This is a genomic window from Chryseobacterium sp. PET-29, assembly GCF_025736815.1.
Taxonomy (GTDB): domain Bacteria; phylum Bacteroidota; class Bacteroidia; order Flavobacteriales; family Weeksellaceae; genus Chryseobacterium; species Chryseobacterium nepalense.
Genome location: NZ_CP107053.1, coordinates 3,389,538 through 3,415,637, shown reverse-complemented (window position 1 = coordinate 3,415,637; position 26,100 = coordinate 3,389,538). Strand labels below are relative to the sequence as shown.

The window sequence follows — 26,100 nt, the reverse complement described above, 5'->3', positions numbered from 1 at the left end:
CTTTTTTATTTGATCCGGTTAAAAAAATTCGTCCTGTAACGCTCCCCTATCGGAATTTCATATTCCGGATCGATGATAATCTTTTTGGTTGTGCTATTTTTAATATGATTTAAATTAACAATAAAAGATTTGTGAATTCGCATGAAGGAGCTTTCAGGAAGCTGCTGTTCCATTGATTTCAAAGTGTCCAGAACAATAAACTCTTCTTCTGAAGTTTTTATATTAACATAATCCCGAATGCTTTCAACATATAAAATCTCTGCAAAATTGATTCTATGCTGTTTTCCTGAAGATTTTACAAAGAAATAGTCCTGTTCTTGTTTTCCCAACGAAAAACGTTCCTGCGCCTTTACGGCACTTTTGTGAAAACGTTCGAATGAAATCGGTTTTAAAAGATAATCTACAATATGATGTTCATAGCCTTCCAGAGCATATTCGGAATAAGCGGTTGTTAAAATATATTTCACCTTATCACCGAGGATTTTCATGAAATTAATACCGGACAGTTCAGGCATCTGGATATCCAGAAACACAAGATCAGTCTCATTAATCTGAATATATTCTAAAGCTTCAATAGGATTTTCAGAGGAAAACACAAGTTCGAGAAAAGGAATTCTCTGCACATAATTTTCCAGTAAAGAGATGGCAAGCGGCTCATCATCGACAATAATACATTTAACGGTTTTCATCTCTTAAATTAATTTTTAAATCTACCACAAATTCCTGTTTCGAGTCTTTAATGTTAAGCGTATATTTTTGAGGATATAAAATTTCCAGTCTTTTTCTCACATTTTCAATACCAATTCCTGATACCGAATCTTTCATCTTTTCCTTTTTATAATTTAAAAGATAAAAATGTAATATCTTATTCTCATCGGAAATTCTCATTTCAAAGCCTTTATTTCTAAAATCGCCATGCTTAAAAGCATTTTCAACAAACGGAACCAGGATCATCGGTGATATGCTAAGATTCGGATGAAGGATTTTCTTTTCAAACACTAGCAGTTCCGGGTTTTTAATTCTGAGTTTTTCCAAGGCCATGAGACTTTCAATGTAGCCAATTTCTTTTTCCAGAGCAATCCGGTCTTCGCCGAGATCTTTCGTACTGTACCGCAGCAGCCGGCTCAACTCTTCAATGGCGGGCAAAGCATTATCCGATTTCTGATATACAAGAGAATAGATGTTATTTAAAGAATTAAAGATGAAATGAGGATTGATCTGGGTTTTCAGCGCCTGTAATTCCGCATTTTTTTTGGCTTCAACAAGCTGGGATTTCTCTTCTTCCGCAATGATGGAATATTTGAAGAACCAGAACGTAGTGCTGATAAAGATCGTGGTGCTGCTGTAAAAAATATTATCGAAGAAATAAAAGCCGAAACCGGTATCTTCTGAATAATTCCTGATCCCGAAATAGGTGGGCAGAAACCATTCCTCTGCGAAATATCTCACCAATACAAAAGAACTTACGCTCAGGAAAAAGGCAATAAAGGATTTATAAATTTTATCGGCGTCAAAAAACCTGGGAACGACAATAAAATAGTTGACGTAAAAACAGATGATACTGGTAATAAAAAAGGTTATATTAAATACAGTAGCGTTGGAATGGAAGACAAAATAAGGAATCAGAACCGCTCCAATAATATAGATCGTCCAAAAGAAAATATGCAGATAAAGCAGTTTGCTGTTTTTCATACCGCAAAAATAGACTTTCTATGAAAATGTACACTGTTTCTTCGATAAACCGTCCCTTTTTCCCGATGAGTTCATTTTGCACCTGTTTTAGGATGGTTGGTCGAAATGGCATTTCGTCTTCAGGCCACAAACAATAATTTTGTCAGCAACAGTACAGACTATTATTAACCTAAATCCCTATTTATGAAAACAGTACTATATATATTTCTGGTTTGTTTATCAACCCTTATTACCGCCCAGAAAAAGCCTGGGGAATATTTTTCCGGTACCAAACCGCAGGTGCTCGTCGTAGGATCCTTCCATTTTGACTATCCGAATCTCGATGCCCACAAAACTGAAAAAGGGGACCAGATTGATGTACTGTCTCCAAAAACGGCAAAAGAAGTCACTGAGCTTGTGGACTATATTAAAAAGTTCAAACCAACAAAAATTGCGATCGAAGCATTTCCGAACTGGAATGCCAACCAGAAACTAAAAGAATACAAGGAAGGGAAGTATGCCAATAAAAGGGATGAGCGGTATCAGCTGGCCATGCGTATTGCAAAAGAGCTTAAGATTAACGAGCTGTATAGCATAGATGCAAATTCGGTGCTGGATGATCTGCAGGAAAAATTTGCCAAAACCGATTCCCTATATTTCAAGAATCTGAGTGCAGAATACGACTTTCAAAGCGATGATCCTGTTTCAAAACAGTACAATACTTTCTTTAAAACCTCGGAACCCAAAAACTTCAGATCATTGCTGGATCTTTTCAAATATACGAACGGGAAAGAATACCATCAGCATGAATACGGAGCATACCTGAGTGGCGATTTTAAGCTGAGAGAACATGATGGCGCAGATATGCTGGCATTGTACTGGTACGACAGAAACCTGAGAATGTTCAGAAATATTCAGAATATTCCACATCACCCGGAAGACAGATTGCTGGTAATTGTAGGCAATGGGCACGCCTCTGTTTTGAGACAGTTATTCACATCATCCCCTGATTTCGATTATACGGAATTCGATTCTTTGAAATAAAATTTAAGCAGCTTACCACACATTAGAGAATTTAGTCATTATTAACAATGAAAACAATACATTTTACCACGCTCTTCCTTGCCTTTGCAGCATATTTGCAGGCCCAAACGTTTCAGTTTAAAGACAAATTAGACGATGCAGTTGCTGTTTTAAACATCGCCACCTTTCACATGGGCAATACTTCTGATGCAAACACAACCAAATTTGATGAGCACAACGCAGAAAATAAAAAAAGAATCCATGAAATCGCCGCAGAGATTGCCGCATTCAGTCCGTCCATTATCGTGGTGGAAGATCTTCCCGAAAACAACACTGCTCTTAACGAAGAATACCTGGAATATCTTCAAAATCCGGAAAAACAATACCAAAACCCGGGAGAGATCGAGCTGTTGGCTTTCGAAATCGGAAGGCTGTCCGGAACCTCTAAAATTTTCGGTATAGATTATAAAGAAGGATACGACTACAGCCTCTACTATCATCTTAAGAACAAACGGGACGACGCCACCTATGAGCGATATGGCGCATTGGTGGATGCCGCTGAGAAAAAATACCCGGAGGATAAAATGACCTTCCGCGAACTGTTTAAACTCAACAATCATCCTCAAATGCTGAATATGCTGATTAACATTAATGCAGATTTGCTGACTTATGTCTCCACAAAAGACAGGAACGAAGGAGCCGACGAGGCTGCTAAAATGTATCACCGAAACCTTGTGATGTTTTCAAACTTCAATAAAATCAACATCAACAAGAATGATCGCATCGTACTGCTGATGGGAGGCACCCATACCGCATTTTTTATGGATTTCCTGAAGAGAAGCCCCAAATACAGACCCGAATCTGTTTTAAAGTATATAAAATAAAGCCTTAGCCTGTAACAAAAATAAATTTCATGCGTCTAACCTGATACGACAAGACATTATGAAAAAAACAATTATTGCCTTATCATTTCTGGGTACGGTGTTTACTTATGCCCAAGAAAAGACCAATAATCAGGTAAAAGAAAAACAAATTGAAGGAATTACGATCACCAAAACTAAAAAAGCCGTTGAGCAGAAAGCCGATCGTACGATTTTCGACTTCTCTGAACAACCGCAGCTGAATAACGGCAATGTCCTGGAAGGTATCAAAAAACTTCCCGGGCTTGTTTCCACCGATATTGCAGGAATGATGTATCAGGGAAAGGTACTGGACGTATACCTCAACGGAAGACCTTTAAATATTACTTCTAATGAGCTGAACTCTTTTCTGGAAGGCATGCCTGCCAATTCGGTAGACCGGATTGAAGTAATCACACAGCCAGGTGCAGAATTTCCGGCGACTTCCGGAGGGGCCATTATGAATATCATCACCAATAAAAATGCTAATAAATATTTAACGGCAACCTATTCCGGCAACTACTCTTTTACAAATTACGATAAATACAGAAGCAGAACGAGCAATTCCCTCAATCTAAATGCAAGAAATAAAATCTTCGGATGGCAATTAAATGTCGGCCAAAATTATCGTGAAAGTATGCTGAGCGGCAAGCAGGATAATCTTTTAACAAGCAATACCGACAGATTCGGAAGAGGATATTTTGCAAAATCGGGACTGACTTTTGACTTGGGGCAGGACCGGTTGCTTGTAAATTATGATATTTACCATAACAACAATGACAATTACACATTAAGTGACGGAGACGGACAGGAAGCCAAACCGATTCCGAACACAAATCCGCAACAATATACCTACAGAGATTTTAGTTTTGATGCGTCCGATGCTGCTCATACACTTACCACGAGACAGGAAGCAGTAGTTACTTACCAAAAGCGCTTCTCAGACAAGGCTCAAAAACTGGATTTTCAGTTTGGTTATACAAAATCCGACAGTAAGTTTGTTCAGGATAATATTTTCAGAGATAAAAAATATGCCGATACCGGTTTATGGGAACCAAGGATTTCTTTGGGTAATGTTCTGGATAATACCTCTGATATGAGAGTCGCTAATTTTAAAGCAGACTATTCTCAACCACTGAATCTTCTTGACGGTGGAAAAGTAAGCCTGGGCGGTTTATATGAGCATCAGGAATTCGACACGGAAAGCAAAGGAATCACCAACCTGGATTATACAAGACAAACAACTGCAACCTATCTGGAATTCCAGGCGAAACTCAAAAAATTTGATTTTATATTGGGAACCCGTGCAGAAAATTATGACATCTCCGGTATTACAAGATATAACGATCAAACCAATACCCTTATTGAAGCAGATCTTATTCCTTTTAATAAATTTAAATTATTTCCGAATGCCAGTGTTCAGTACAATCTGATGAACCAGGTCTATGTAGCGGCGAATTATAACAAAAAAATAAACCTGCCAAGTATTTCCGCACTGAACCCGAATAACGTAACATTCCAGGGCCCGAATACGCAGGTAACCGGTAATCCGAACCTTCAGCCTACTATTTTCGATAATTATGAACTGAAAATTTCGGCTTTCGATTATGCATTTATCGGTTACAGTGTGAGCTCTGCAAAAAATCAGGTAGCGCAGATTATCAGGAAAGACGGCAAGAACCTGTTTAATGAGCAGATTAATATTTCAGACATGAGAATTCATAACTTCAATGTCGGGTTGCCTGTTCCGTTTATGATCTTTAGTAAACCTCTGAGCGAAATTATGAAGTTTAATTTTAACCCTGATAAAATTAATTTCATGTACATTTATGCCGGATACCAGAAACATGACATTGATAATCTGAATAACAGAGGCTTCTGGATTTTCAATCTCATGACGCAGATTATTTTACCGAAAGAAATAAAGCTGACAGCAAATTATAGTTATTTAACTCCTAAAGCGGGATATTTCTACTTCACAGCAGAAAAGCCTTTCAACAATTCTTTTGACCTTACGTTAACGAAGAAATTCATGGACAACCGTCTGACTGTTTCTGTCTTCGCGAATGATATTTTCAACGGACAGGTAATGCAGGTACGTTCAAACCCGCCATCAGGAGAATCTGTATTTATAAGAAGTAAATATGATACGAGAAACTTCGGATTATCCATAAATTATAAGATTCCAACGAAAAACAAGCTGGCTAAAGAAGATGCCAATATCCTGAACCAGACGAAGAAAGAAGAAAATAGCGGCGTGATGCAGCAGGGACAATAAACTAAATATGAATGTTCATATCATATTAAAGTTTAAAAGGTATTTTATCAATTGGAGCGGACTAAAGTCCGCTTTTTCTATATTACTTCTTGACGGCTTTAGCCAAAACTTAAGAATAATATTTACCTGTACCACCGTGAAATATTGAAATTTTTGTTTAAAAATCAATAGTCTGAAAACGCCAGCGTAAGGTATCAATCAGAGTCAGTTGATTCAGCTGCAATGGCAGATCTGTAATGATCTTTAGTGTTAAATTTGCCATCATGCTTCCGACAATTCCGGGCAGAGCTCCTAAAACTCCCAGACTGTCGCAATCCGGAAAATCTTCATCAACAGGAGGCTCCGGGAAAATATCCCTTAAGTTTTTGCTTCCATTGTAGTTAAAAATTGCAACCTGTCCGGAAAACCCGAGAATACTTCCATAGACCAGAGGTTTTTGAAGTTTTACACAAATGTCATTAACCAAATATCTCGTTGTAAAATTATCGGAACCGTCAACAATGATATCAAATTCGGAAATCAGGTCTTCAGCATTTGTTTCATCAATTTTTTGTTCAATGCCAATATATTGAATCTGGTGATTTAAGGCTCTGACAAAATTTTCAGCACTTTTTACTTTAGAAATGCCAATCGTATTTTCATTGTGAACAATCTGTCGGTTTAAATTGTGAAGTTCTACCTTATCAAAATCTGTAACACCCAGAGTTCCGACTCCCGCAGCAGCCAGATACTGAATGACCGGACTGCCTAGACCACCAGCCCCAATCACCAAAACTTTAGAATTTAGTATTTTTCTTTGACCTTCCAGACCGATTTCTTCGATAAAGATCTGTCGGCTGTAGCGTGCAAAGATGTCTTCGCTTTTCATTAATAATTTATTGTTGATTTTTTTAACGCAGAGAACGCAAGTAACTTTAAAATTATTCTGAATATTTCGTTCACAAAGGCATTTCATTCAGCAAATGATAAATGCTGTTTTTTTAAGTTTTATATCCCGCTGTAAACCGAGTCCCAGTCTTTCATTACAGGATCGTAGCCTGATTTTTTAATCATATTTTTAATTTCATCCATACTTCTTTCATCGCTGGTCTCAAACTGTTCCAGAGATTCTTTGTCTACGGAATAGCCCCCCGGATTAGTTTTAGAAGCCGCACTCATTGTTGTTGCTCCTAATGAAATTATATGATTTCTAAATTTTTCATTCTCTCTTGTCGAAATTGAAATTTCCAGATCTTCATTCCAGATTCTGTATGCGCAGATCAGCTGAAGCAGATCTTTATCTTCCATGATAAAATTAGGTTCTATAATACCTTCGGCAGGCCTCAGTCTCGGAAATGAAACGGAATATTTGCTTTTCCAATAATTTTTCTGAAGATAATCTATATGCAGCGCATTAAAGAAACTATCGATTCTCCAGTCTTCCAATCCCAGTAAAACTCCCAATCCTATTTTGTGAATTCCGGCGCTTCCGATTCTGTCCGGTGTTTCCAAGCGAAAATCAAAATTTGATTTTTTTCCTTTCGGATGATATTCTTTATATACTTCCTGATGATAGGTTTCCTGATAAACCAAAACCGCGTTTACTCCTGCTTCATGCAGCTTTCGGTACTCTTCTTCCGATAAGGGCTGAACTTCAATCGAAATATTAGCAAAATGTGATTTCAAAAGCCGTACGGCATTCAGAAAATATTCAATACCGACTGTTTTATTGGCTTCACCGCTTACCAGCAAAACATGATTGACACTCATGGATTTCAAAACGGCGGCTTCCATCATCAGTTCCGTATCGGAAAGTGTTTTTCTCCTGATAGGATTATCCAAACTGAAACCGCAGTAAGTACAGATATTCTGACATTCATTGCTAAGATAAAGCGGTGCATACAGCTGAATGGTTTTACCAAATCGCTTCTGAGTAAGGCTTTGTGCCATTTTTGCCATTGTCTCTAACTTCTGAGAAGCAACAGGTGAAATAAAATTTAAAAAATCTTGTATGGTTTTATTTTTTTTCTGCAGGCTTTTTTCAACATCATTCAGCGTTACTTTTTCCAGCCTTTCTTTCACGTCATTCCATTGGTATTGATCGAAATTTTTTTTAAAACTTTTCATTTTACTTACATATTAGTCAAACAAAAAAGATGTTAACGGGCTTGAAGCTTCAGCATGCTGTGCTATTGCTCCTAATCCGGATTCAAAAGCTCTTCTTCCGGAAATTACTCCTTCTTTAAAAGCTAATGCCATTTGCACCGGATTTTGGGCAACGGCAATTGCGGTGTTCACCAAAACCGCATCAGCACCCATTTCCATGGCTTTTGCCGCATCGGAGGGTGCCCCAATTCCTGCATCTACTACCACAGGAACATTACTCTGGCTGATAATAATTTCTAAAAAATCAATTGTCTTAAGACCTTTATTGGTTCCTATTGGTGCTCCCAAAGGCATCACAACCGCAGTTCCGGCATCTTCAAGACGCTTGCATAAAACAGGATCAGCATGAATGTATGGCATTACGATAAATCCTAATTTTGCCAGTTCTTCCGTAGCATATAATGTTTCGATAGGATCCGGAAGCAGATATTTCGGATCTGGATGGATTTCGAGTTTTACCCAGTTGGTTTCCAGGGCTTCTCTTGCCAGCTGTGCTGCCAATACTGCTTCTTTAGCTGTTCTCGCTCCTGAAGTATTCGGTAAAAGATGAACTCCTGTCGGTTGGATGGCATTCAGCAGATCATCTTCTGAAGATTGAGAGTCTATACGCTTAAGTGCCATCGTTACCATTTCGCTTCCCGATGCAATGACAGAGTCTGTCATTTCGGAAACGTTCCCGAATTTTCCCGTTCCCAGAAACAATCTTGATTCAAAGGTTCTGTCTGCTATTATTAATTTTTGATTATTCATTGTAATGCTGTTTTAAATTTGGTAATGATAGAAGGCTGCTCCGTAATCTGTCCTGAAACAGCCACTCCGTAAATTCCGATTTGCTGTAATAATTCTATATCATTCAGTACCACACCGCCGATGGCAAAAATTTTAGGGATTTCAAGTGATTTGTCATGTAATTCCTGGACAATGTTCTGATATCCTCTGAATCCTAAAACCGGACTCAGCTGTTCTTTAGTTGTTGTAAATCTAAGAGGACCAAGTCCAATATAATCACACGATTCTACCATTCGCTGAAGAACGTTCTGAAATGTATTAGCTGTCCCTCCGATAATTTTATCTTCTCCTAAAATATGTCTCGCAGTTTCAACTGACATATCATTGAGTCCCACATGAACGCCGTCGGCATCAATATCTTTTGCGATCCGGACGTGATCATTAATGATACAAACAGCATGATGATCTGAGCATAATGTTTTTGAAATTTCACAGAGCTTAATAAAATCTCTTTCGGGAGCATTTTTCCAGCGTACCTGAATCCATTTTACATCATTATCAAGCGCTTTCCGGATATTCCTTTCCTGTTCTTCTATTGTGAAACCCTGAGAGATGTATTGTAATTTTTCCATTTATTTTTAACCGCAAAGGCGCTAAGTTTTTTTTTAATTGTTTTTAAATCGCAACTGCATTCATTCAGTAAAGGGGTAACATTTAATGTCCATTTAAGAATGAAAACCTAATAAAGCAGATGTGCTTGCCAGAAATTTCTCAATGTATAACTTTCCTTTCCGACAGGCCTGTTCCAGATTTTCTCCTAAAGCTAAATGACCTGTAATTGCAGAAGAGAGCACACAACCTGAACCGTGTTTGGGATAGTAGACACAATTTCTATCATGGGGTTCAATTGAAATTTCTTCACCGTTTTCGAGTAAAATATCTGTTCCTACATTGTCTTCGCGATGCCCTCCTTTCATTAATATTGCACATGAATTTCTCGGATTTTCAAAAAACCCATTTTCTTTTAAAACCTTATATTCATTGTAGTTGGGTGTGATTAGATCAAGTTGATGCAAAACATTTCCCAGTTGAGAAATAGTATTTAAATCAAAAAAAGAAAATTCAGAGGTGCTTTTCAAAACCGGATCCCAAACGATTTTAGCTTCAGTATTAATTAATTTGATTGTCTTAATAATTTCATTTAAAAATTCCGCGTCTTTTATCACCCCTATTTTTACGGCCTTCACATCATAGCTTTTCATTAAAACATGAATTGAGTTTAAAATATCTTCTAAAGGTTGCCACTGAATTCCAAAAAATTCAGATTCTGTTTGTAAAGTCATTGCCGTACAGACAGCCAATCCCTGGACTTTTAACTGTTCAAATGTTTTAACATCCGCCAGTAGACCTGCTCCACCACTTGGATCGAACCCGGCAATACTCATTACAAAAGGACGACCTGTCTGCATTTTTTAAATATTTCTATCGGTTGATTATTTTCCCAGATCGCTCCGAGCAAAGCCACTCCATCCAAGTTACTGTCTGAAATTATATGAATATTATCTTCATGAATTCCTCCCAGCGCAATTAGTTTTACATTTGAGTGATTTCTTTTTTTAATATCATTTAAAATTTCTGAATCTTTTCCATATCCTTTTTTAGAAATACTCGGAAAAACAGGACTGATAAAAGCATATTCCCAATTCTCACTTAGTTCGTTAAAAGTTTCAATATCATGAACAGATGTCGAAATCGTTTTATCTCTTAAAGATTTATATAACTCATTATGTCTGTCAATTTCTCTAAAATGATGCCTTGAAATATTATAACTTTCAGCCAAATCATAATGACTGTGCAAAACCAATCGGTGATGAAATTCAGAATTTATCTTTTGAATAAAATCCTTCATTTCTTCTAAATTCATGACCGGTTTTCTGATATGAAGCAGATCTAAACCTTCCTGAAATAATTCGTTGATGACTTCAGTTTCATTAGGAACTATTTTTTCAGGAGTGATAATGATGATCATATATAAATTTCTTTCCCTTTTTCGATGAATTCCTGGGATTTATCCAGCATTCCTTTTTCTGCAGATTCGCGGATTTCCTGGGTAATCTTCATGGAACAGAATTTTGGTCCGCACATCGAACAAAAATGTGCCACTTTTGCACCGTCTGCCGGAAGTGTTTCATCATGATATGATCTTGCCGTTTCCGGATCAAGAGAAAGGTTGAACTGATCTTCCCACCGGAATTCAAATCTGGCTTTACTCAACGCATTATCCCTGTATTGAGCACCGGGATGCCCCTTCGCCAAGTCTGCAGCGTGGGCCGCCAGCTTATAAGTAATCACTCCTACTTTCACATCTTCTTTATTCGGAAGTCCCAGATGTTCTTTCGGTGTTACATAACACAACATGGCACATCCGAACCAACCGATCATTGCCGCTCCGATTCCTGAAGTAATATGATCGTAACCGGGCGCAATATCCGTTGTCAATGGTCCTAGCGTGTAAAAAGGAGCTTCATCACATACTTCCAGCTGTTTTTCCATATTTTCTTTAATCATATGCATCGGAACGTGGCCGGGACCTTCGATCATGACCTGAACATTGTGCTTCCATGCGATTTTTGTTAATTCTCCTAAAGTTTCCAGTTCGGCAAACTGTGCTTCATCATTGGCATCAGCAATAGAGCCCGGACGAAGACCATCGCCTAAAGAAAAGGCAACATCATATTTTTTCATGATTTCGCAGATTTCCTCGAAATGGGTGTACAAAAAGTTTTCCTTGTGATGAAAAAGACACCATTTTGCCATAATCGAACCGCCTCTGGAGACAATTCCCGTAACGCGTTTTGCCGTTAAATGAATATATCTCAATAAAACACCCGCGTGAATTGTGAAGTAGGAAACGCCCTGTTCCGCCTGTTCGATCAGCGTATCTTTAAAAATTTCCCATGTTAGATCTTCTGCTATACCTTTTACCTTCTCCAGCGCCTGATAAATCGGAACGGTACCGATAGGAACCGGACTGTTTCTGATGATCCATTCTCTGGTTTCGTGAATGTTTTTTCCGGTAGACAAATCCATTATCGTATCTGCTCCCCAACGGCAGGCCCAGACTGCTTTTTCCACCTCTTCTTCAATACTTGATGAAACGGCACTGTTTCCGATGTTCGCATTAATTTTAACAAGAAAATTCCGTCCTATAATCATCGGTTCGCTTTCCGGGTGATTGATATTATTCGGAATAATGGCTCTTCCGGCTGCGATTTCGTCTCTTACAAATTCAGGTGTAATTTTATTTTTTGGCGTTTTTGCACCAAAGCTATTTCCCTGATGCTGAAAAGCCATTTCCTTTGTAACGGAATCCAGCTGCTCGATTCTCTGGTTTTCCCTGATGGCAATGTATTCCATTTCGGGAGTAACGATGCCCTGTTTTGCGTAATATAATTGGGTAACCTGTTTTCCTTCTTTTGCTACTTTGGGTTTGTGGTTATAAGAAAATCTCAATTCATCTAATTTTGAATCTGCAAGGCGGGCTTTTCCGTACTCTGAGGTAATTCCATCAAGAATGTCTACATCATTTCGGTCTAAAATCCATTGTTCACGGATTCTTGGCAGTCCTTTTTCGATGTTGATTTCAGAATTTTCATCGGTATAAGGTCCTGAGGTATCATATACTGTAACCGGAGGGTTATGTTCCAATGTTCCGTTGGATAGTTTTGTCGGACTTAATTCTATTTCGCGCATTGCTACATTGATCGGATGTATTTTTCCTTCAACATAGATTTTTTTAGAGTTTGGAAACGGCGAACGGGTGATGTTATGAGCCATAGTGATTGATATTGTAGGTTAACCGCCCTGCGTGGCAGTGATAATTAAAATTGAATCTTTATCGTTGAGGAATGTTTCCGGCCAGGATGACTGCGGAATAATGCGGTTATTAAGTGCTACGGCAATTCCTTTTCTTTTGTGGGGAATCTCTATAGCAAGTAATGCTTCCAGTGTTTGGGGAAGTATTTCAAAATTTCTTACAGTGTGGTTGATTATGAGTTCCATTCCTAAATTTTTTATATACTTTAGGAATGCCCATCATTGTACAATAGAATGTACAGCAAAGTCATTTCACTTTTCCCTACGCTAGTATGATCTAGAAATCAGGTTCAAAGGGTAAATTCTCAGCCTGCTATAAACAGACACCCCTAAAGTTGAAACGAAGGTAGACATTTTTTTGAAATGAGCAAAATTTTTTGTTGACGGAAGGATAGCTAAAATGATGAATGTTATTTTATTTTTCCGACTGATGACTGATTTTTTTATTTAATTCCCAAGCTTTTAAACGCAAAGTTTTCTTTATGGAATTCTATTTAAGATGCAAAGGCAATAAATTGCTGCGCGAAGCTTTAAAATATTCTTTTATGAACTGTTTTTTAATTTTTTATCTCGCAGATTTTGCGGATGATGCAGATGTTTTGGTTTTAACGCAAAGAGTTCCCATTTAGGGTTCTTATTTTAGTAAGCAAAGGCAAATGGATTTGCTTCGCGAAGCTTGATGAAATTTTATTGGTTTATGATTTTTTCTTTTTGATCTCCCACAAATTTCGTAAATGACACAGATTTAATTTTCGCTTCATTTTATTGATAATCAATTATTTTTATATTTCCCATTATTGAAATGAGTGCCCGCTACCTTAGCCGCGATTGATCGGTGTGTCTACTCGCTTTTTTTGGTTTCGGCGTGCTTTGCTGCCGAAACCAAAAAAAGCGAGTAGCGAAAGCGGGGAACAGCTCCTAAAAAATAAAGACTATCTTCAGTCTGAATATAGTCTGTTACAATTAAAGAAAATAAGTTAATCCTGCTTTATAACGGTTTAGTCTGTCGGGCAGACCGTTGTATCCTCCGTTAATAGCTTTGGTAATTTTTTTAAAAACAACAAGGTTGTTGCCCGTATCAATATTTTTGGTAATATCAATCTGATCTGCCAATGCATTGAGATTTCTGCTATTCCAGAACCATCCCGCACTTTCTGCCGCATTTTTAAGCTGGATAGCATTACATTTCGTAACATTTTTACCTCCTAAAAATGTGGGATTTGCCACAAAATCTGTTCCTAAAGCAAGTGAAACTGCTTTATAATTGGCTCTTCCGGTAATCTGGATAAGCCCTCTTCCTTTGAATCTTACCCCATCTCCTTTCTGAGTATTTCCTAGATCTTTTCTTCCCTCGTATGCGCTTCCGCTGGCAAGTTCTTCGGTGTAAAACAGTCCGCCGCTTTCGTGACCGACCTGTGCCAAAAAATTCAGCATTCGGGAAGGGGTATTGACGGAAAACTTATCGCATGTTGCTATAACATACGGTAAGAATTGCGAAGCGTAAGCAGATTTTGAGCAGGTTGCCTCTTTAAGTTGTCCAAGTGTAAGCATGATTATTGTTCTTTAAATTGATAGGTAAAACTATCTTAAAAAAACAAAAACCATTACAGGGATTCTACTATTTTCCGATAAGTATTTCTACGGAATTTAATTGATTGCTATTCTTCGCAGGCTCTCCAGACTGCGTCATTCTGCGGAACGGGAGCCGTGATTTCAATATTTTCTTTGGTAACGGGATGAATAAATTCCAGTTTTCGGGCGTGAAGGTTTATTCCTCCATCAGGATTGGAACGTGCTGCACCATATTTAAGATCTCCTTTAATAGGAGCCCCGATTTTTGAAAGCTGGGCCCTGATCTGGTGATGCCTTCCCGTTTCCAGGTCTATTTCCAGAAGAAAATAATTATCCAGATTTTTGATGATATGATAAGTAAGAATTGCTTCTTTTGCACCTTCAGTGGCTTTCGGGAAAACGATGGCTTTATTATTTTTTTCGTTTTTCTTTAAAAAATGAATCAGCCTCTGGGACTGCGGAATCATCTCTTTGGTAACAACAGCCCAGTATATTTTTTTAATTTCCCGGTTTTTTACCATTTGCGTGAGACGGGACAAAGCTTTGGAAGTTTTGGCATAAATCACCAGACCCGATGTGGGCCTGTCGATACGGTGAACCAGACCAAGAAATACATTCCCCGGTTTGTCATCTCTTTTTTTGATAAAATTTTTAATCAGTTCCAGTAAAGAATCATCTCCGGTTTTATCACCCTGTACCAGCTGCCCTACTTTTTTATTGATCACCAGAAGATGGTTGTCTTCATACACAATCTGTTCCTCCATTTTTTACTGACGATAATTGGGTCTGTTTGAAAATGAAAGTATAATTCCTCCGAGAAGACCTAATGTTTTAATTCCGGAAATTTTCCAGTCTACCGGGAAAAGCGCGCCCACCACACATAATCCTGCTGCTGCATACATGGCATACATAAAATTTTTTGTCGTCATCAACGGAGCCTGAAGAAAAAAGCTTATTCCGATAAGCACATAAAATACTCTCCGGGAAAGCAATATATTGATATCGGGAGAGAAAAGATCAAACCAGCCTACTACAAGACACAATAATGCTACAATAGAAAGTACTCCCTGGATTGTTTGTTGATTATTCATGATTAATAACTTTCACTTTCGTTAGGGAAATTCTGACTTTTCACATCTTTCACGTATTGCTCTACAGCACCTGTAATTTCGGTATAAAGATCAAGATATCTTCTTAAAAATTTAGGACTGAAACCTTTGTTCATTCCAACCATATCATGGTAGACCAAGACCTGCCCGTCGCAATGCGCTCCTGCTCCTATCCCAATGGTAGGAATAGAGATCGATTCCGTTACTTTTTTAGCTAAATCCGCAGGAATTTTTTCTAAAACCACTGCAAAGCATCCCAATTCCTCAAGCAATTGCGCATCCGCAATTAATTTTTCTGCTTCAGCTTCTTCTTTTGCTCTTACTTTATAGGTTCCGAATTTATAGATAGACTGAGGCGTTAAACCCAAATGCCCCATCACAGGAATACCTGCATTGATAATTTTTTTAATTGATTTTGAGATTTCTTTTCCCCCTTCAATTTTTACAGCATGTGCTCCTCCTTCTTTCATCATTCTCACTGCAGATTCCAGAGCTTTTTCCGGGTTGCTCTGATAGGTTCCGAAAGGCAGATCGGCAACCACCAATGCCCTGTCTGTACCTCTTACTACACTTTGAGAATGATAAATCATCTGATCCAGCGTAATGGGAAGTGTGGTTTCAAAGCCCGCCATGACATTGGCAGCAGAGTCGCCTATAAGAACCGCATCAATCCCTCCGGCATCCACCATTTTTGCTGTGGTATAATCGTATGCTGTAAGCATGGTTATTTTTTCCTTGTCAAATTTCATTTTGCGCAAGGTTTCCGTTGTAACTTTCTTAATTTCAGAATGAACAGACATATTGTATCTATTTAAAAGTTAAAAAGTCGGCCCTGAGCCGACTTCAATTTTGTATGATTTTATAAAACTACGTGACCGAGTTTCATTAATTTGTCGTGGTTGAGAATCTTGATATTTCTTCCGTCTACTTCAATGAGATTATCTCCTTTAAATTCGGAAATAAGACGGATGGCACTTTCGGTGGCCGTACCTATAATGTTGGCGATTTCTTCCCTTGTTAACGAAATTTTGATAAAACCTTCAGGATCTACACCTAATTTCTGTTCCAGAAGAAGCAAGATTTCCGCAAGTCTCTCCCTCACCGTTTTCTGTGCAAGGAAGGTAATCGTATTAGAAGACTCGCCCAATTCATAGGAAATCTTCTGAAGCATAACAAAAGATAATTGAGAATCTATTTCAAGAAGATACATAAAAACATCTGCAGGCAGAAAAGTAGCCTCAATATCAGTCATGGCTTCCGCTTTTGCCTGGAAGTTTTCTCCACAAAGCAAAGAACGATAACCGATGATATCACCTTCTTTAATAAATCTTAAGATCTGGTCTTTTCCGAATGCTCCCGATTTTGATAATTTCGCTGCTCCTTTTTCTAAAACAAACACTCCCTTGGGAGTTTCTCCGTCCTCAAAAATCGTATCATGTTTCTGGAAAGTAAACTTCTTTTTGGCGTTGAGATATTTTTCAAAATCAGCACTGGAAAGTCTCTCTTTAAATGATTTATCATTAAAAACTCTGGCGAACCTTTCTTCGATGGCAATCTGTTGTTCCTGCGACATTTTATATGACATTTATCACAAAAATAGAACTTTTTAACTCGATAAACAAAAAAAATTGTTATAATTTTGTAGTTCAATAATTTATGAAGGTGAGCGAGAACTGTTTTCATTGTGGCCAAGGTATCGAAAAAGAAAGAATTTTATTTGATGAAAAGACTTTCTGCTGTAACGGTTGTAAATCGGTCTATGAAATTCTAAATGCTAATAATTTAAACAATTTTTACGAGCTTAATAAAAGAGCAGGAATTCGCCCCGGTGATGAAAATTCCGGGCAGTTCGATTATCTAGACACCCCGGAAATCTTTGAAAAGGTGACTGATTTTTCTGAAGGAAACACCAGTCTCATCACTTTTAAAATCCCAGTAATCCACTGTTCTTCATGCATCTGGTTATTGGAAAGCCTTCATACATTAAACAAAAACATTAAATATTCGCAGGTTAATTTCACCAGAAAGACGCTGCAGGTTTCATTCAATCATAATGAATTAAAACTAAGCGAATTAGCTAATTTCCTCACCAATCTGGGCTATAAGCCGGTTATCAGTCTTGAAACTGCGGATAAAAATGTTGAACATCTTGACAAATCACTTCTGGTAAAATTTGCTATTGCTGCTTTTGCTTTCGGAAACGGAATGTTCCTTGCTTTTCCGGAATATATCGGCGGTGAAGATTACTGGATGGAGCATTACAAAGGACTTTTCCGCGCACTAATGTGTCTGCTGGCAATTCCGGTGGTAGTATATTCGGCTTCAGATTATTATAAATCTGCCTGGTACGGACTGAAAAATAAGATCGTAAATATTGATGTTCCTATCGTCCTGGGAATTATCGTACTCTTCGGACGGAGCCTCTATGAAGTGGCAACCGACTATGGTCCTGGATATTTTGACACCCTGTGCGGACTTTTATTCTTCATGCTTCTTGGTAAAATTTTCCAGAAACGAACGTACAGCGCACTTTCTTACGACCGGGATTATAAATCGTTTTATCCTATTGCCGTTACAAAAGTTGATTTTGACGGAAAGCAGGACAATATTCTGCTTTCGGAAATTAAAATCGGAGACCGTATTTTAGTAAGAAATCAGGAAATCATTCCGGTGGATGCCATCCTCATAAATGGCGACGGAAATATAGACAACAGTTTTATTACGGGTGAAAGCGCTACCATAAGCAAGCAACCTGGAGATAAAATTTTCGCAGGCGGAAAACAGATCGGTTCTTCTCTTGAACTCGAAGTGATCAAGAATGTTGACCAGAGTTACCTTACCCAGCTTTGGAACAAAGAAGCTTTCAAAAAACATGAAACCGGGCTTGACACCCTAACGAACAAGGTCAGTAAGTACTTCACTTTCATTATTTTAGGTATTGCCTTAATCTCCGGAATTTACTGGTATTTTATTGATCTTAATAAAATGTTCCAGGTAATTTCCGCCATTCTGATTATTGCCTGCCCTTGTGCCCTTGCCCTGTCCGCGCCTTTTACTTTCGGACATATCATGAGGATTTTAGGACGAAATAAATTTTATGTAAAAGACACGATCACCATCGAGAAAATTGCTAAACTCGATACGATTGTTTTTGATAAGACAGGAACCATCACCCACAGAAAAAAATCCAATATTACTTACGAGGGAGCAGAGATTCAAGAATTTGATTTACTGAATATAAAAACGCTTTTAAAGAACTCCAATCACCCCCTATCAAAATCGTTGTATGATTTTATTGAAGTAAATGACGACTATTATCAGGTAGAACATTTCAGAGAGATTTCAGGGAAAGGATACGAAGCGATGGTGAGAGGCAATCTCTATAAAATCGGCTCAGCCAGGTACAATAATCAGGAGTCAAAAAATCTGGAAACAGCAGTGTATATCAGCAAAAACAATGAGTTTATCGGTAAATTTATTTTTAAAAATGAATACCGCGAAAATCTAAAAAATCTCTTTAAAAAACTTGCCGGATACCATGTTTTCATTCTCAGTGGCGATAATGCTTCAGAAGAAAACCAACTTAAAGAATTGATTCCTGCATCCAAAGGAATGGCGTTTAACCAAAGTCCCGAAGACAAGCTGAATTACATCAAAAACCTTCAGGATCAAAACTTTAAAGTAGCGATGCTTGGAGACGGACTTAACGATGCCGGAGCATTAAAGCAAAGTAATGTGGGAATAGCGATTGCTGACGACACCAATAGCTTCACCCCTTCTTCCGATGTCATTATGGACGGTGAAAAAGTGGTACTTCTCGATAAATACCTGAATGTCTGCAAGGGTTCGATGACAATTGTGAAGATGACATTCATAATCAGTTTTCTTTACAATGTTGTCGGCTTAAGTTACGCAGTTACAGGACATATGCATCCTCTTTTCGCCGCTTTGATCATGCCGGCAAGCTCCATTACAGTTGTTTCATTCACTACTCTTTCAACCTGGATACTGGGCAGGAAATATTTCAAAAAAAACGCTTAAACGCCCTTATTTAGACTGGTTTTAAATTAGGCAAAAGCCGTATTTCGTGACGAATATCATTATTTTTCACTAAATTTGAACCCCGAAAATAGGTTAATTTTGTTGTCTAATGGATATTCTATATTTAATGATCCTATGCAGTGTTTCTTTGGCTGCAGTTTTCCTGGTCGTGTTTATAGTGTATGCCAGAAAAGGACAGTTTGAGGATGATGAATCCCCGGCTGTAAGAATTCTTTTCGACTCTGATGAAATCAGGGAAAAAGAAGAGCCTGGCAGCAATGAAAACGATGATGAAAAAGGAGAAAGTAAAAAAATTGAAGAAAAAAGTGAATAGTTGATATGGAAACACAAAAGTTTAGTTATGACAACAGTATTGTCCGGGCATTTCTTTATGCGACCGTCGTTTTCGGGATCATAGGGTTTTTGTTTGGGCTTACAGCTGCATTAATGCTTTTCTACCCTGAGCTTCCGGAGTTTTTATTCGGAACGGACGATACAACCATTAAAAGTTTAGGTGGTGGCATCGATGGGTTGATAAAAACGCATGGTGCTTTCGGATTCGGGAGAATCAGAATGCTGCACACGAGTACTGTTATTTTTGCATTCGTAATGAATGTTGTTTATGTAGGAGTATATTATTCCTTACAGCGATTACTGAAAACAAGAATGTACAGTGACACCCTGTCCTGGATCCACTTCTGGACATGGCAGATCATGATCCTTGTAACGTATGTTACGTTCTTCATGGGGATTAACACATCCAAAGAATATGCAGAACACGAATGGCCGATTGATATTTTAATTACCATCTCATGGGTGATTTTCGGGGCTAATATGTTCTTAACGATAGCTAAAAGACGAGTAAGACATTTATATGTTGCCATCTGGTTCTATGTTGGAACATGGATTGCCGTAGCGATGCTTCATATTTTCAACAACCTTGAGGTTCCTCTATCTTTCACAGGATGGAAATCTTATTCTGCATATGCAGGGGTAAAAGATGCTATCGTACAATGGTGGTACGGTCACAATGCGGTTGCATTCGTACTGACAACTCCTGTTTTAGGTTTAATGTATTATTTCTTACCTAAAGCAGCAGACAGACCGGTATTCTCGTATAAACTATCGATTATTCACTTCTGGTCACTAATCTTCGTTTATATCTGGGCTGGTCCTCACCACCTTCAATATACCGCTTTACCGGCTTGGGCTCAGGCAGTGGGAACAGGTTTCTCTATCATGCTTATTGCACCATCTTGGGGAGGTATGCTGAACGGATTACTAACTTTGAGAGGAGCCTGGGATAAAGTAAGAGAAAATCCTATTCTTAAATTCTTCGTTGTTGCGGTAACTTGTTATGGTATGGCAACGTTTGAAGGCCCATTATTGGCAACTAAAAACATTAACAAAATCGGTCACTTTACAGACTGGGTTATCGGTCACGTACACTTAGGTGCATTAGGATGGAATGGTTTCATGGCATTCGGTGTAATCTATTACCTGATCCCAATCTTATGGAGAACGAAATTATATTCAACAAGACTTGCCAACTGGCATTTCTGGCTGGGAACTTTAGGAATCATCTTCTATGCAGTACCAATGTATATCTCCGGATTTACTCAAGGATTAATGTGGAAGCAGTTCAACCCGGACGGAACCTTAGTATGGAAAAACTGGCTGGATACTGTAACGGCAATTATTCCTTATTTTAAAATGAGATTCGTAGGAGGATTATTTTATCTTTCAGGAGCTATTTTAATGGTGGTAAACTTAATTGCTACGGTAAGAAAAGGATCATTCCAGAAAGATGTACCTGCAGAAGCTCCGGCTTTAGCGAACATCAGCAAAAAGCGTAAAGAAGGAGAAGGAACTCACCTTTGGCTGGAAAGAACTCCTGTATTGATGGGTATCTTGTCTTTACTAACCATCTCTATCGGTAGTATGGTGGAAATTATTCCTACCCTATCGCTTAAGAAAAGTGTACCAACCATTTCAGCAGTGAAGCCATATTCTCCACTGGAGCTGGAAGGTAGAGATATTTATATCAGAGAAGGATGTAATGCATGTCACTCTCAGATGGTAAGACCATTCAGAGATGAGATTGTAAGATTCAACGGTAAAAACGGACAGTATTCCAAAGCGGGAGAATTCGTATATGACAGACCGTTCCTTTGGGGATCTAAAAGAACCGGACCGGATCTGCACAGAGAAGGTGGTAAAAACCCAAGTTCTTGGCACTATAAGCACATGTATAACCCAAGATCTACTTCAGCAGGTTCTATCATGCCTCGTTACCCTTGGCTAATTGCTACTGATCTTGACAGATCTAAAATGGTAGATAAAATGAAGCTGATGAAGAGTGCATTTGAAGTTCCTTACACCAAAGCTGAGATAGATTCCGCCAACTCATGGGCCAATAACCAGGCAACGAAGATTGTAAGAGATATTATGTCTGAAGCACCGGATCTTAAAGATGCCTATGCAAAGAGACCTAAAGGTGAATTGGAGAAAAAAGAGATTGTAGCTCTTATTTCTTACCTTCAGAGATTAGGAACGGATATCAAAACAACGGAAATCAAAACAGCAAGTAATAACTAACATTAAAAAAAAAGTTCCATCATGATACCTCAGAACTTTAAAGACATATTATCCAATACCGACAATGCTGGCTTTTACCAGACTTTGGCTCTGATTTTCTTTATGCTGTTCTTCGTAGCACTTGTAATATATGTTTTCAGCAGACCTAAAAAATATTACAAGGAAGAAGAAGAAGCTCCTCTGAGTGATGACCAGGATGATGATAATTTTAATTTAAAAAATTAACAACTTATTATGAAACAAAGAACACCGGTTTTTGTAAACATCTTAATAATAATCGGACTTTTAATAGTTTTTTATTATCTGTTTGTACAGAGCTATGAGTTTCTAGGCTCGCCTTACTTCTGGGGAACTGTTGTGATTGCAGGTATTCTGGCATACATACACAGCGCGATCGGAGATCTTATTGAAAACAATAAATTCAAAAAATTATCTCCTGAAGAAAAAGCAGCTTATTTAGCAGAGAAAAAAGTTCCTTATTTTATAAGGTTATATAATGCAGCATTTAAAAAACAATCTGCCGCCGAAGAGAAAGATATCCTTATCGATCACGGCTTCGACGGGATTATGGAATTGGACAACCAATTACCGAAATGGTGGGTAGGTTTGTTCTATTTTGGGACCGCTTTTTGTATTGTGTATGTTGCAGCATACTCTTTCACAGATTTTGCTCATCCATTGACAGAATATGAGAAAGAATATAAAGAACAGCTTGCAAGCATCAAGAAATACGAAGAAACTCAGCCGCCTGTAACAATTGAAACAGCTAAATATTCAGCAGATAATATTGCAGAGGGTAAAGAGCTCTTTAAAACGAACTGTGCATCTTGTCATAAAGAAGACGGTAGTGGCGGTATCGGTCCAAACCTTACGGATCAATATTGGATCAACCAGCCTGAGAAAACGTTATTTAAAAACGTATTCCATATGGACTGGAACGGATCTCCTACAAATCCTGCGATGAGAGCATTCGGTAAGAACGGGGAAGTTTCCGGTGCTGAAATTGAAAAGATTGCAGCATATGTATACCACATCAACCAGGAATTGCCTCCGGTGACACCAGCTCAGGGTGGTGCAGCACCTCAGGGAACTGAAGCACACTGGGAGAAAGAATAATTTTAACAAAAAAATTAGAAACATATGAAAAACATAATTTGTTATTACCTTAAAAATAGTAACGAATTATGTTTTTTCTTTTTTAAATACCAGTACATATGTCAGACATAGAAGAAATAGAAGTACGCGGCGGACAGGGCCAGGTTCTGGACCCTGAAACTTACAGAGATTCTATAGGCACCATGGATCAGTCCGGAAAAAGAAAATGGGTCTATCCCAGAAAGCCTAAAGGAAAGTATACCAATTACAGGTATCTTGTGAGCTGTATTTTATTATTTATTTATTTTTCGGTACCGTTTATTAAAATCAATGGTAATCCGATGATTTTATTTAATGTGATTGACCGGGAGTTTTTCATTTTCGGACAACCTTTCTATCCTCAGGATTTTTTCATCCTAACGTTGGGAGCTATTGCATCTCTTATTTTTATTATTGTATTTACGATTGCTTTCGGTAGAATTTTCTGCGGGTGGATATGTCCTCAGACAATTTTCCTTGAAATGATTTTCCGTAAAATAGAATATGCTATTGAAGGAGACAGAAATAAGCAGATGAAACTGGACAGACAGGAGTGGAACAGCGAAAAGATATGGAAAAGAGGTCTGAAGTGGACCATCTACATTATCATATCACTTGTCATTACCCACTTCATGTTTATGTATATCGTAGGATATGAAGAGGTTTTCAGGATTCTTTCGGAAGGACCATTTGCGCATCCAACCAATTTTATTGTAATGATTTTGCTTACTGCTGCATTTTACTTTGTATTTGCATGGTTCAGAGAGCAGGTTTGCACACTGGTTTGTCCTTACGGAAGGTTACAGGGTGTTTTGATCGATAAGGATACGGTAAATGTTTTCTACGATTTCAAAAGAGGGGAAAACAGAGCGAAATGGAGAAAAGGAGAAGACCGAAAAGCAGCCGGAAAAGGAGATTGTATCGATTGTCATCAGTGTGTGGTAGTTTGCCCTACCGGAATTGATATCAGGGACGGGCAACAGCTGGAATGCGTAAACTGTACGGCATGTATTGACGCCTGTGATGAAGTCATGGAAAAAGTAGGGCTCCCGAAAGGATTAATCAGGTACGCTACGGAGAATGAAATCGAAAACGAGACCAAATTTAAATTTACAGGAAGAATGAAGGGCTTTGCCTTAATTCTGGCATTACTAACCGGTTTCCTTGGATATCTTCTGTATAACCGTGGCGAGATGGAAGCAAAATTCATCAAGCCAGCCGGAAGTACATTTTTCTTAAGGGACGGAAAAATTACCAATACCTACAATTATACTTTCCTTAATAAAACCAATGACAAGAAGATTGTAACCATTAAAGTAGTTGAACCGAAACACGGAGAAGTTATTTACAGTGGTTCAAGTAAAATTACCGTTGATAGGGATAAGATTACCAAAGGAACCGTTAATATCAGCTTCCCGGAAAGTGAAATGAATCTTTCCAAGCAGAATATTACTATTGGTGTTTATGATATGAGCGGAAAACTGGTGGATTCTTACGAAACCTATTTTGAGGGACCTTTTAAACTACAATTCTAATATCAGAAACCTCAATATCATCATCTGACGGAATATTGAGGTTTTTAAAATATATTAATTTAAAATGAAAAAATTCACTTGGGGGCACGGTGTAGTCATCGCATTACTGGCATTCATGGCATTCATATTATCGATGTTATTCCTTTTCCCGAACGGCCAAAAAAATTCTGAAATGGTAACTGATAATTATTATGAGGAAGAACTGAAATATCAGGATGTTATTGATGCTAAAAAAAGAGCCGATGATCTGCAGGAAAAACCAGTCTACAGCCAGGATAAAAATGGGATTAAGATTACCTTTCCAACAAACTATAACAATTCCAATACAACGGTAAAATTTGTTTTGAACAGGACTGACGATCAGAATTTAGATATAAAAAAATCTGTGCAGCTTGATGCCAGCAAATCATTTATAATACCTGCTCAGGTATTAAAAATGGGAAATTATACATTACGATTAAACTGGACTAAAGATAAAACAGATTACAGAATAGATTATGATGTAATATGGAAATAGCACTTATTGTATCGGCTATAGGTTTAGGATTTGCTTCCGGTTTTCACTGTATCGGAATGTGCGGACCTATTGCCCTGTCAATGGGATTAACAAAAAAACAGGCGACCAATTATTATCTCCAGAATCTTACTTACCAGTTCGGAAGAATTTTTACCTATTCATTTTTAGGAGCAATTCTGGGCATTGTAGGCGAAGGCTTCGAAATGGCAGGAATCCAGAAATATCTTACGATTGCCGTGGGAATATTATTAATTATAATGGCTGTATTTTCTTTCGGAGGTAAAGATTTTGCTTCAAAAATTCCTTTCTTTTCTAAATTTTTATTCAAAGTAAAATCTAATTTGGGAAGGTTGCTACAAAAAGCAGATTACCGATCAAGATTTACAACAGGAATTCTTAATGGTTTCTTACCCTGCGGAATGGTTTACATGGCATTAACCGCAAGCCTTGCAAGTGGGGGAATATGGCAGGGCGCTTTATATATGGCTCTTTTTGGATTAGGAACCCTCCCGTTTATGTTTACGGTCGTTCTTTTAGGAAATCTTATGAACCAGGCTTTCCGGATAAAAATATTAAAGATGATTCCGGTGGTGATGATTATCTTAGGAGGTCTGTTTATTGTAAGAGGTCTTGAGCTCGGAATTCCTTATCTCTCTCCAAGAGCAGAAGCAATGACGATCTCAAAAGACAAACAGGGAGACTGTCATTTGCCGGGGGATCATAATACACACAATCACGATAATACGAATTGTCATTAGTAGTGAATAAAAGCTAAATTTAAAAGATTAAGCCCTTTGGAGCCTATCCAGAGGGCTTTTAATTATAACTCTGAAAGGACCAAATTAACCACTAATTATAAAGATCACGCATATAACAATTTATTTATAAAACAATTATATAAAAAATTTAAAAATATTACTAACATTATTTATTAAATGCGATTTTATTGCAAAATCAATTTTGTACCTTTATC

Annotated in this window: 26 protein-coding genes and 1 riboswitch; of the genes, 11 read left to right on the top strand and 15 right to left on the bottom strand. The window is 37.9% G+C overall.

All coding sequences use genetic code 11. The features are described from left to right. Positions 1-5: 5 nt before the first annotated feature. Both ODE14_RS15540 and ODE14_RS15535 read right to left on the bottom strand, forming a co-directional pair. Positions 6-689, bottom strand: a complete 684-nt coding sequence (locus ODE14_RS15540) for a LytR/AlgR family response regulator transcription factor (RefSeq protein WP_263602084.1) — start codon at positions 687-689, stop codon at positions 6-8. Further along, positions 676-1,692 carry a sensor histidine kinase gene (locus tag ODE14_RS15535; RefSeq protein WP_263602083.1) on the bottom strand — a complete coding sequence of 339 codons (1,017 nt, stop codon included), beginning with the start codon at positions 1,690-1,692 and terminating at the stop codon, positions 676-678. The genes ODE14_RS15540 and ODE14_RS15535 overlap by 14 nt, the downstream gene beginning before the upstream one ends. Before the next feature lie 183 nt (positions 1,693-1,875). On the opposite strand from ODE14_RS15535, the gene ODE14_RS15530 reads away from it, so the two are divergent. The 3 genes from ODE14_RS15530 to ODE14_RS15520 are packed head-to-tail and all read left to right on the top strand — an operon-like array spanning position 1,876 to position 5,871. Next, complete coding sequence (locus ODE14_RS15530) at positions 1,876-2,715, top strand: DUF5694 domain-containing protein (protein WP_263602082.1); 840 nt, start codon at positions 1,876-1,878, stop codon at positions 2,713-2,715. 47 nt (positions 2,716-2,762) lie between these two features. Further along, entirely contained in the window at positions 2,763-3,578 is an 816-nt protein-coding gene (locus ODE14_RS15525) for a DUF5694 domain-containing protein (RefSeq protein WP_263602081.1), read from the top strand. Positions 3,579-3,636: 58 nt separating this feature from the next. Beyond that, positions 3,637-5,871 (top strand): outer membrane beta-barrel family protein, encoded by a 2,235-nt coding sequence (locus ODE14_RS15520; protein WP_263602080.1) that lies wholly within the window; start codon positions 3,637-3,639, stop codon positions 5,869-5,871. 157 nt (positions 5,872-6,028) lie between these two features. Here the strand turns inward: ODE14_RS15520 and ODE14_RS15515 are convergent, their stop codons facing one another. The 13 genes from ODE14_RS15515 to ODE14_RS15455 form a co-directional block, all read right to left on the bottom strand. Further along, on the bottom strand, positions 6,029-6,739 hold the full coding sequence (locus tag ODE14_RS15515; RefSeq protein WP_263602079.1) for a HesA/MoeB/ThiF family protein: 711 nt from the start codon (positions 6,737-6,739) through the stop codon (positions 6,029-6,031). Positions 6,740-6,858: 119 nt separating this feature from the next. Beyond that, positions 6,859-7,977, bottom strand: coding sequence for a 2-iminoacetate synthase ThiH (gene thiH, locus ODE14_RS15510; RefSeq protein ID WP_263602078.1), 1,119 nt, complete (start codon positions 7,975-7,977; stop codon positions 6,859-6,861). A 12-nt stretch (positions 7,978-7,989) separates the two neighbouring features. Beyond that, positions 7,990-8,766 (bottom strand): thiazole synthase, encoded by a 777-nt coding sequence (locus tag ODE14_RS15505; RefSeq protein WP_263602077.1) that lies wholly within the window; start codon positions 8,764-8,766, stop codon positions 7,990-7,992. Further along, complete coding sequence (locus ODE14_RS15500) at positions 8,763-9,377, bottom strand: thiamine phosphate synthase (RefSeq protein WP_263602076.1); 615 nt, start codon at positions 9,375-9,377, stop codon at positions 8,763-8,765. Before ODE14_RS15500 ends, ODE14_RS15505 begins: the two co-directional genes overlap by 4 nt. A gap of 93 nt (positions 9,378-9,470) precedes the next feature. After that, positions 9,471-10,214, bottom strand: coding sequence for a hydroxymethylpyrimidine/phosphomethylpyrimidine kinase (locus ODE14_RS15495; protein WP_263602075.1), 744 nt, complete (start codon positions 10,212-10,214; stop codon positions 9,471-9,473). Further along, positions 10,190-10,774, bottom strand: a complete 585-nt coding sequence (locus ODE14_RS15490) for a thiamine phosphate synthase (protein WP_263602074.1) — start codon at positions 10,772-10,774, stop codon at positions 10,190-10,192. The genes ODE14_RS15495 and ODE14_RS15490 overlap by 25 nt, the downstream gene beginning before the upstream one ends. Further along, positions 10,771-12,582: a phosphomethylpyrimidine synthase ThiC gene (thiC, locus tag ODE14_RS15485; RefSeq protein ID WP_263602073.1), complete on the bottom strand. Its 1,812-nt coding sequence runs from the start codon at positions 12,580-12,582 to the stop codon at positions 10,771-10,773. The genes ODE14_RS15490 and thiC overlap by 4 nt, the downstream gene beginning before the upstream one ends. Positions 12,583-12,600: 18 nt before the next feature. Next, complete coding sequence (gene thiS, locus ODE14_RS15480) at positions 12,601-12,807, bottom strand: sulfur carrier protein ThiS (protein ID WP_248388891.1); 207 nt, start codon at positions 12,805-12,807, stop codon at positions 12,601-12,603. A 56-nt stretch (positions 12,808-12,863) separates the two neighbouring features. Continuing rightward, positions 12,864-12,962: riboswitch (TPP riboswitch) on the bottom strand. Positions 12,963-13,584: 622 nt separating this feature from the next. Further along, positions 13,585-14,172, bottom strand: a complete 588-nt coding sequence (locus tag ODE14_RS15475; RefSeq protein WP_263602072.1) for a glycoside hydrolase family 19 protein — start codon at positions 14,170-14,172, stop codon at positions 13,585-13,587. A gap of 107 nt (positions 14,173-14,279) precedes the next feature. After that, positions 14,280-14,957, bottom strand: a complete 678-nt coding sequence (locus tag ODE14_RS15470) for an RluA family pseudouridine synthase (RefSeq protein WP_263602071.1) — start codon at positions 14,955-14,957, stop codon at positions 14,280-14,282. A gap of 3 nt (positions 14,958-14,960) precedes the next feature. Then, positions 14,961-15,284, bottom strand: coding sequence for a hypothetical protein (locus tag ODE14_RS15465; RefSeq protein ID WP_248388897.1), 324 nt, complete (start codon positions 15,282-15,284; stop codon positions 14,961-14,963). 2 nt (positions 15,285-15,286) lie between these two features. Further along, a complete protein-coding gene (gene panB / locus ODE14_RS15460) occupies positions 15,287-16,102 on the bottom strand; it encodes a 3-methyl-2-oxobutanoate hydroxymethyltransferase (protein ID WP_248388899.1) in 816 nt (271 codons plus the stop codon). A 59-nt stretch (positions 16,103-16,161) separates the two neighbouring features. Further along, positions 16,162-16,875: a Crp/Fnr family transcriptional regulator gene (locus ODE14_RS15455; protein WP_248388901.1), complete on the bottom strand. Its 714-nt coding sequence runs from the start codon at positions 16,873-16,875 to the stop codon at positions 16,162-16,164. 89 nt (positions 16,876-16,964) lie between these two features. Between ODE14_RS15455 and ODE14_RS15450 the strand changes: the two genes are divergently transcribed. From ODE14_RS15450 to ODE14_RS15415, 8 genes are all read left to right on the top strand, one after another. Continuing rightward, positions 16,965-19,343 (top strand): heavy metal translocating P-type ATPase, encoded by a 2,379-nt coding sequence (locus ODE14_RS15450; protein WP_263602070.1) that lies wholly within the window; start codon positions 16,965-16,967, stop codon positions 19,341-19,343. Between the two features lie 109 nt (positions 19,344-19,452). Continuing rightward, positions 19,453-19,677, top strand: a complete 225-nt coding sequence (gene ccoS / locus ODE14_RS15445; protein ID WP_248388905.1) for a cbb3-type cytochrome oxidase assembly protein CcoS — start codon at positions 19,453-19,455, stop codon at positions 19,675-19,677. Positions 19,678-19,682: 5 nt separating this feature from the next. Next, complete coding sequence (gene ccoN / locus ODE14_RS15440; protein ID WP_248388907.1) at positions 19,683-21,941, top strand: cytochrome-c oxidase, cbb3-type subunit I; 2,259 nt, start codon at positions 19,683-19,685, stop codon at positions 21,939-21,941. Between the two features lie 21 nt (positions 21,942-21,962). Next, on the top strand, positions 21,963-22,166 hold the full coding sequence (locus tag ODE14_RS15435) for a cbb3-type cytochrome oxidase subunit 3 (RefSeq protein ID WP_248388909.1): 204 nt from the start codon (positions 21,963-21,965) through the stop codon (positions 22,164-22,166). Between the two features lie 9 nt (positions 22,167-22,175). After that, positions 22,176-23,057: a cbb3-type cytochrome c oxidase N-terminal domain-containing protein gene (locus ODE14_RS15430; protein WP_248388911.1), complete on the top strand. Its 882-nt coding sequence runs from the start codon at positions 22,176-22,178 to the stop codon at positions 23,055-23,057. Positions 23,058-23,155: 98 nt separating this feature from the next. Then, on the top strand, positions 23,156-24,610 hold the full coding sequence (gene ccoG, locus ODE14_RS15425) for a cytochrome c oxidase accessory protein CcoG (protein ID WP_263602069.1): 1,455 nt from the start codon (positions 23,156-23,158) through the stop codon (positions 24,608-24,610). A gap of 64 nt (positions 24,611-24,674) precedes the next feature. Then, positions 24,675-25,127, top strand: a complete 453-nt coding sequence (locus tag ODE14_RS15420; RefSeq protein ID WP_263602068.1) for a FixH family protein — start codon at positions 24,675-24,677, stop codon at positions 25,125-25,127. After that, positions 25,118-25,885: a sulfite exporter TauE/SafE family protein gene (locus ODE14_RS15415; protein WP_248388917.1), complete on the top strand. Its 768-nt coding sequence runs from the start codon at positions 25,118-25,120 to the stop codon at positions 25,883-25,885. The genes ODE14_RS15420 and ODE14_RS15415 overlap by 10 nt, the downstream gene beginning before the upstream one ends. The last annotated feature ends 215 nt before the right edge of the window (positions 25,886-26,100 follow it).

What these genes read in the sequence shown, in the direction of transcription:
- ODE14_RS15540 (WP_263602084.1), bottom strand. Translation starts at nt 689, where the DNA reads ATGAAAACCGTTAAATGTATTATTGTCGATGATGAGCCGCTTGCCATC.
- ODE14_RS15535 (WP_263602083.1), bottom strand. Translation starts at nt 1,692, where the DNA reads ATGAAAAACAGCAAACTGCTTTATCTGCATATTTTCTTTTGGACGATC.
- ODE14_RS15530 (WP_263602082.1), top strand. Translation starts at nt 1,876, where the DNA reads ATGAAAACAGTACTATATATATTTCTGGTTTGTTTATCAACCCTTATT.
- ODE14_RS15525 (WP_263602081.1), top strand. Translation starts at nt 2,763, where the DNA reads ATGAAAACAATACATTTTACCACGCTCTTCCTTGCCTTTGCAGCATAT.
- ODE14_RS15520 (WP_263602080.1), top strand. Translation starts at nt 3,637, where the DNA reads ATGAAAAAAACAATTATTGCCTTATCATTTCTGGGTACGGTGTTTACT.
- ODE14_RS15515 (WP_263602079.1), bottom strand. Translation starts at nt 6,739, where the DNA reads ATGAAAAGCGAAGACATCTTTGCACGCTACAGCCGACAGATCTTTATC.
- thiH (WP_263602078.1), bottom strand. Translation starts at nt 7,977, where the DNA reads ATGAAAAGTTTTAAAAAAAATTTCGATCAATACCAATGGAATGACGTG.
- ODE14_RS15505 (WP_263602077.1), bottom strand. Translation starts at nt 8,766, where the DNA reads ATGAATAATCAAAAATTAATAATAGCAGACAGAACCTTTGAATCAAGA.
- ODE14_RS15500 (WP_263602076.1), bottom strand. Translation starts at nt 9,377, where the DNA reads ATGGAAAAATTACAATACATCTCTCAGGGTTTCACAATAGAAGAACAG.
- ODE14_RS15495 (WP_263602075.1), bottom strand. Translation starts at nt 10,214, where the DNA reads ATGCAGACAGGTCGTCCTTTTGTAATGAGTATTGCCGGGTTCGATCCA.
- ODE14_RS15490 (WP_263602074.1), bottom strand. Translation starts at nt 10,774, where the DNA reads ATGATCATCATTATCACTCCTGAAAAAATAGTTCCTAATGAAACTGAA.
- thiC (WP_263602073.1), bottom strand. Translation starts at nt 12,582, where the DNA reads ATGGCTCATAACATCACCCGTTCGCCGTTTCCAAACTCTAAAAAAATC.
- thiS (WP_248388891.1), bottom strand. Translation starts at nt 12,807, where the DNA reads ATGGAACTCATAATCAACCACACTGTAAGAAATTTTGAAATACTTCCC.
- ODE14_RS15475 (WP_263602072.1), bottom strand. Translation starts at nt 14,172, where the DNA reads ATGCTTACACTTGGACAACTTAAAGAGGCAACCTGCTCAAAATCTGCT.
- ODE14_RS15470 (WP_263602071.1), bottom strand. Translation starts at nt 14,957, where the DNA reads ATGGAGGAACAGATTGTGTATGAAGACAACCATCTTCTGGTGATCAAT.
- ODE14_RS15465 (WP_248388897.1), bottom strand. Translation starts at nt 15,284, where the DNA reads ATGAATAATCAACAAACAATCCAGGGAGTACTTTCTATTGTAGCATTA.
- panB (WP_248388899.1), bottom strand. Translation starts at nt 16,102, where the DNA reads ATGTCTGTTCATTCTGAAATTAAGAAAGTTACAACGGAAACCTTGCGC.
- ODE14_RS15455 (WP_248388901.1), bottom strand. Translation starts at nt 16,875, where the DNA reads ATGTCGCAGGAACAACAGATTGCCATCGAAGAAAGGTTCGCCAGAGTT.
- ccoS (WP_248388905.1), top strand. Translation starts at nt 19,453, where the DNA reads ATGGATATTCTATATTTAATGATCCTATGCAGTGTTTCTTTGGCTGCA.
- ccoN (WP_248388907.1), top strand. Translation starts at nt 19,683, where the DNA reads ATGGAAACACAAAAGTTTAGTTATGACAACAGTATTGTCCGGGCATTT.
- ODE14_RS15435 (WP_248388909.1), top strand. Translation starts at nt 21,963, where the DNA reads ATGATACCTCAGAACTTTAAAGACATATTATCCAATACCGACAATGCT.
- ODE14_RS15430 (WP_248388911.1), top strand. Translation starts at nt 22,176, where the DNA reads ATGAAACAAAGAACACCGGTTTTTGTAAACATCTTAATAATAATCGGA.
- ccoG (WP_263602069.1), top strand. Translation starts at nt 23,156, where the DNA reads ATGTCAGACATAGAAGAAATAGAAGTACGCGGCGGACAGGGCCAGGTT.
- ODE14_RS15420 (WP_263602068.1), top strand. Translation starts at nt 24,675, where the DNA reads ATGAAAAAATTCACTTGGGGGCACGGTGTAGTCATCGCATTACTGGCA.
- ODE14_RS15415 (WP_248388917.1), top strand. Translation starts at nt 25,118, where the DNA reads ATGGAAATAGCACTTATTGTATCGGCTATAGGTTTAGGATTTGCTTCC.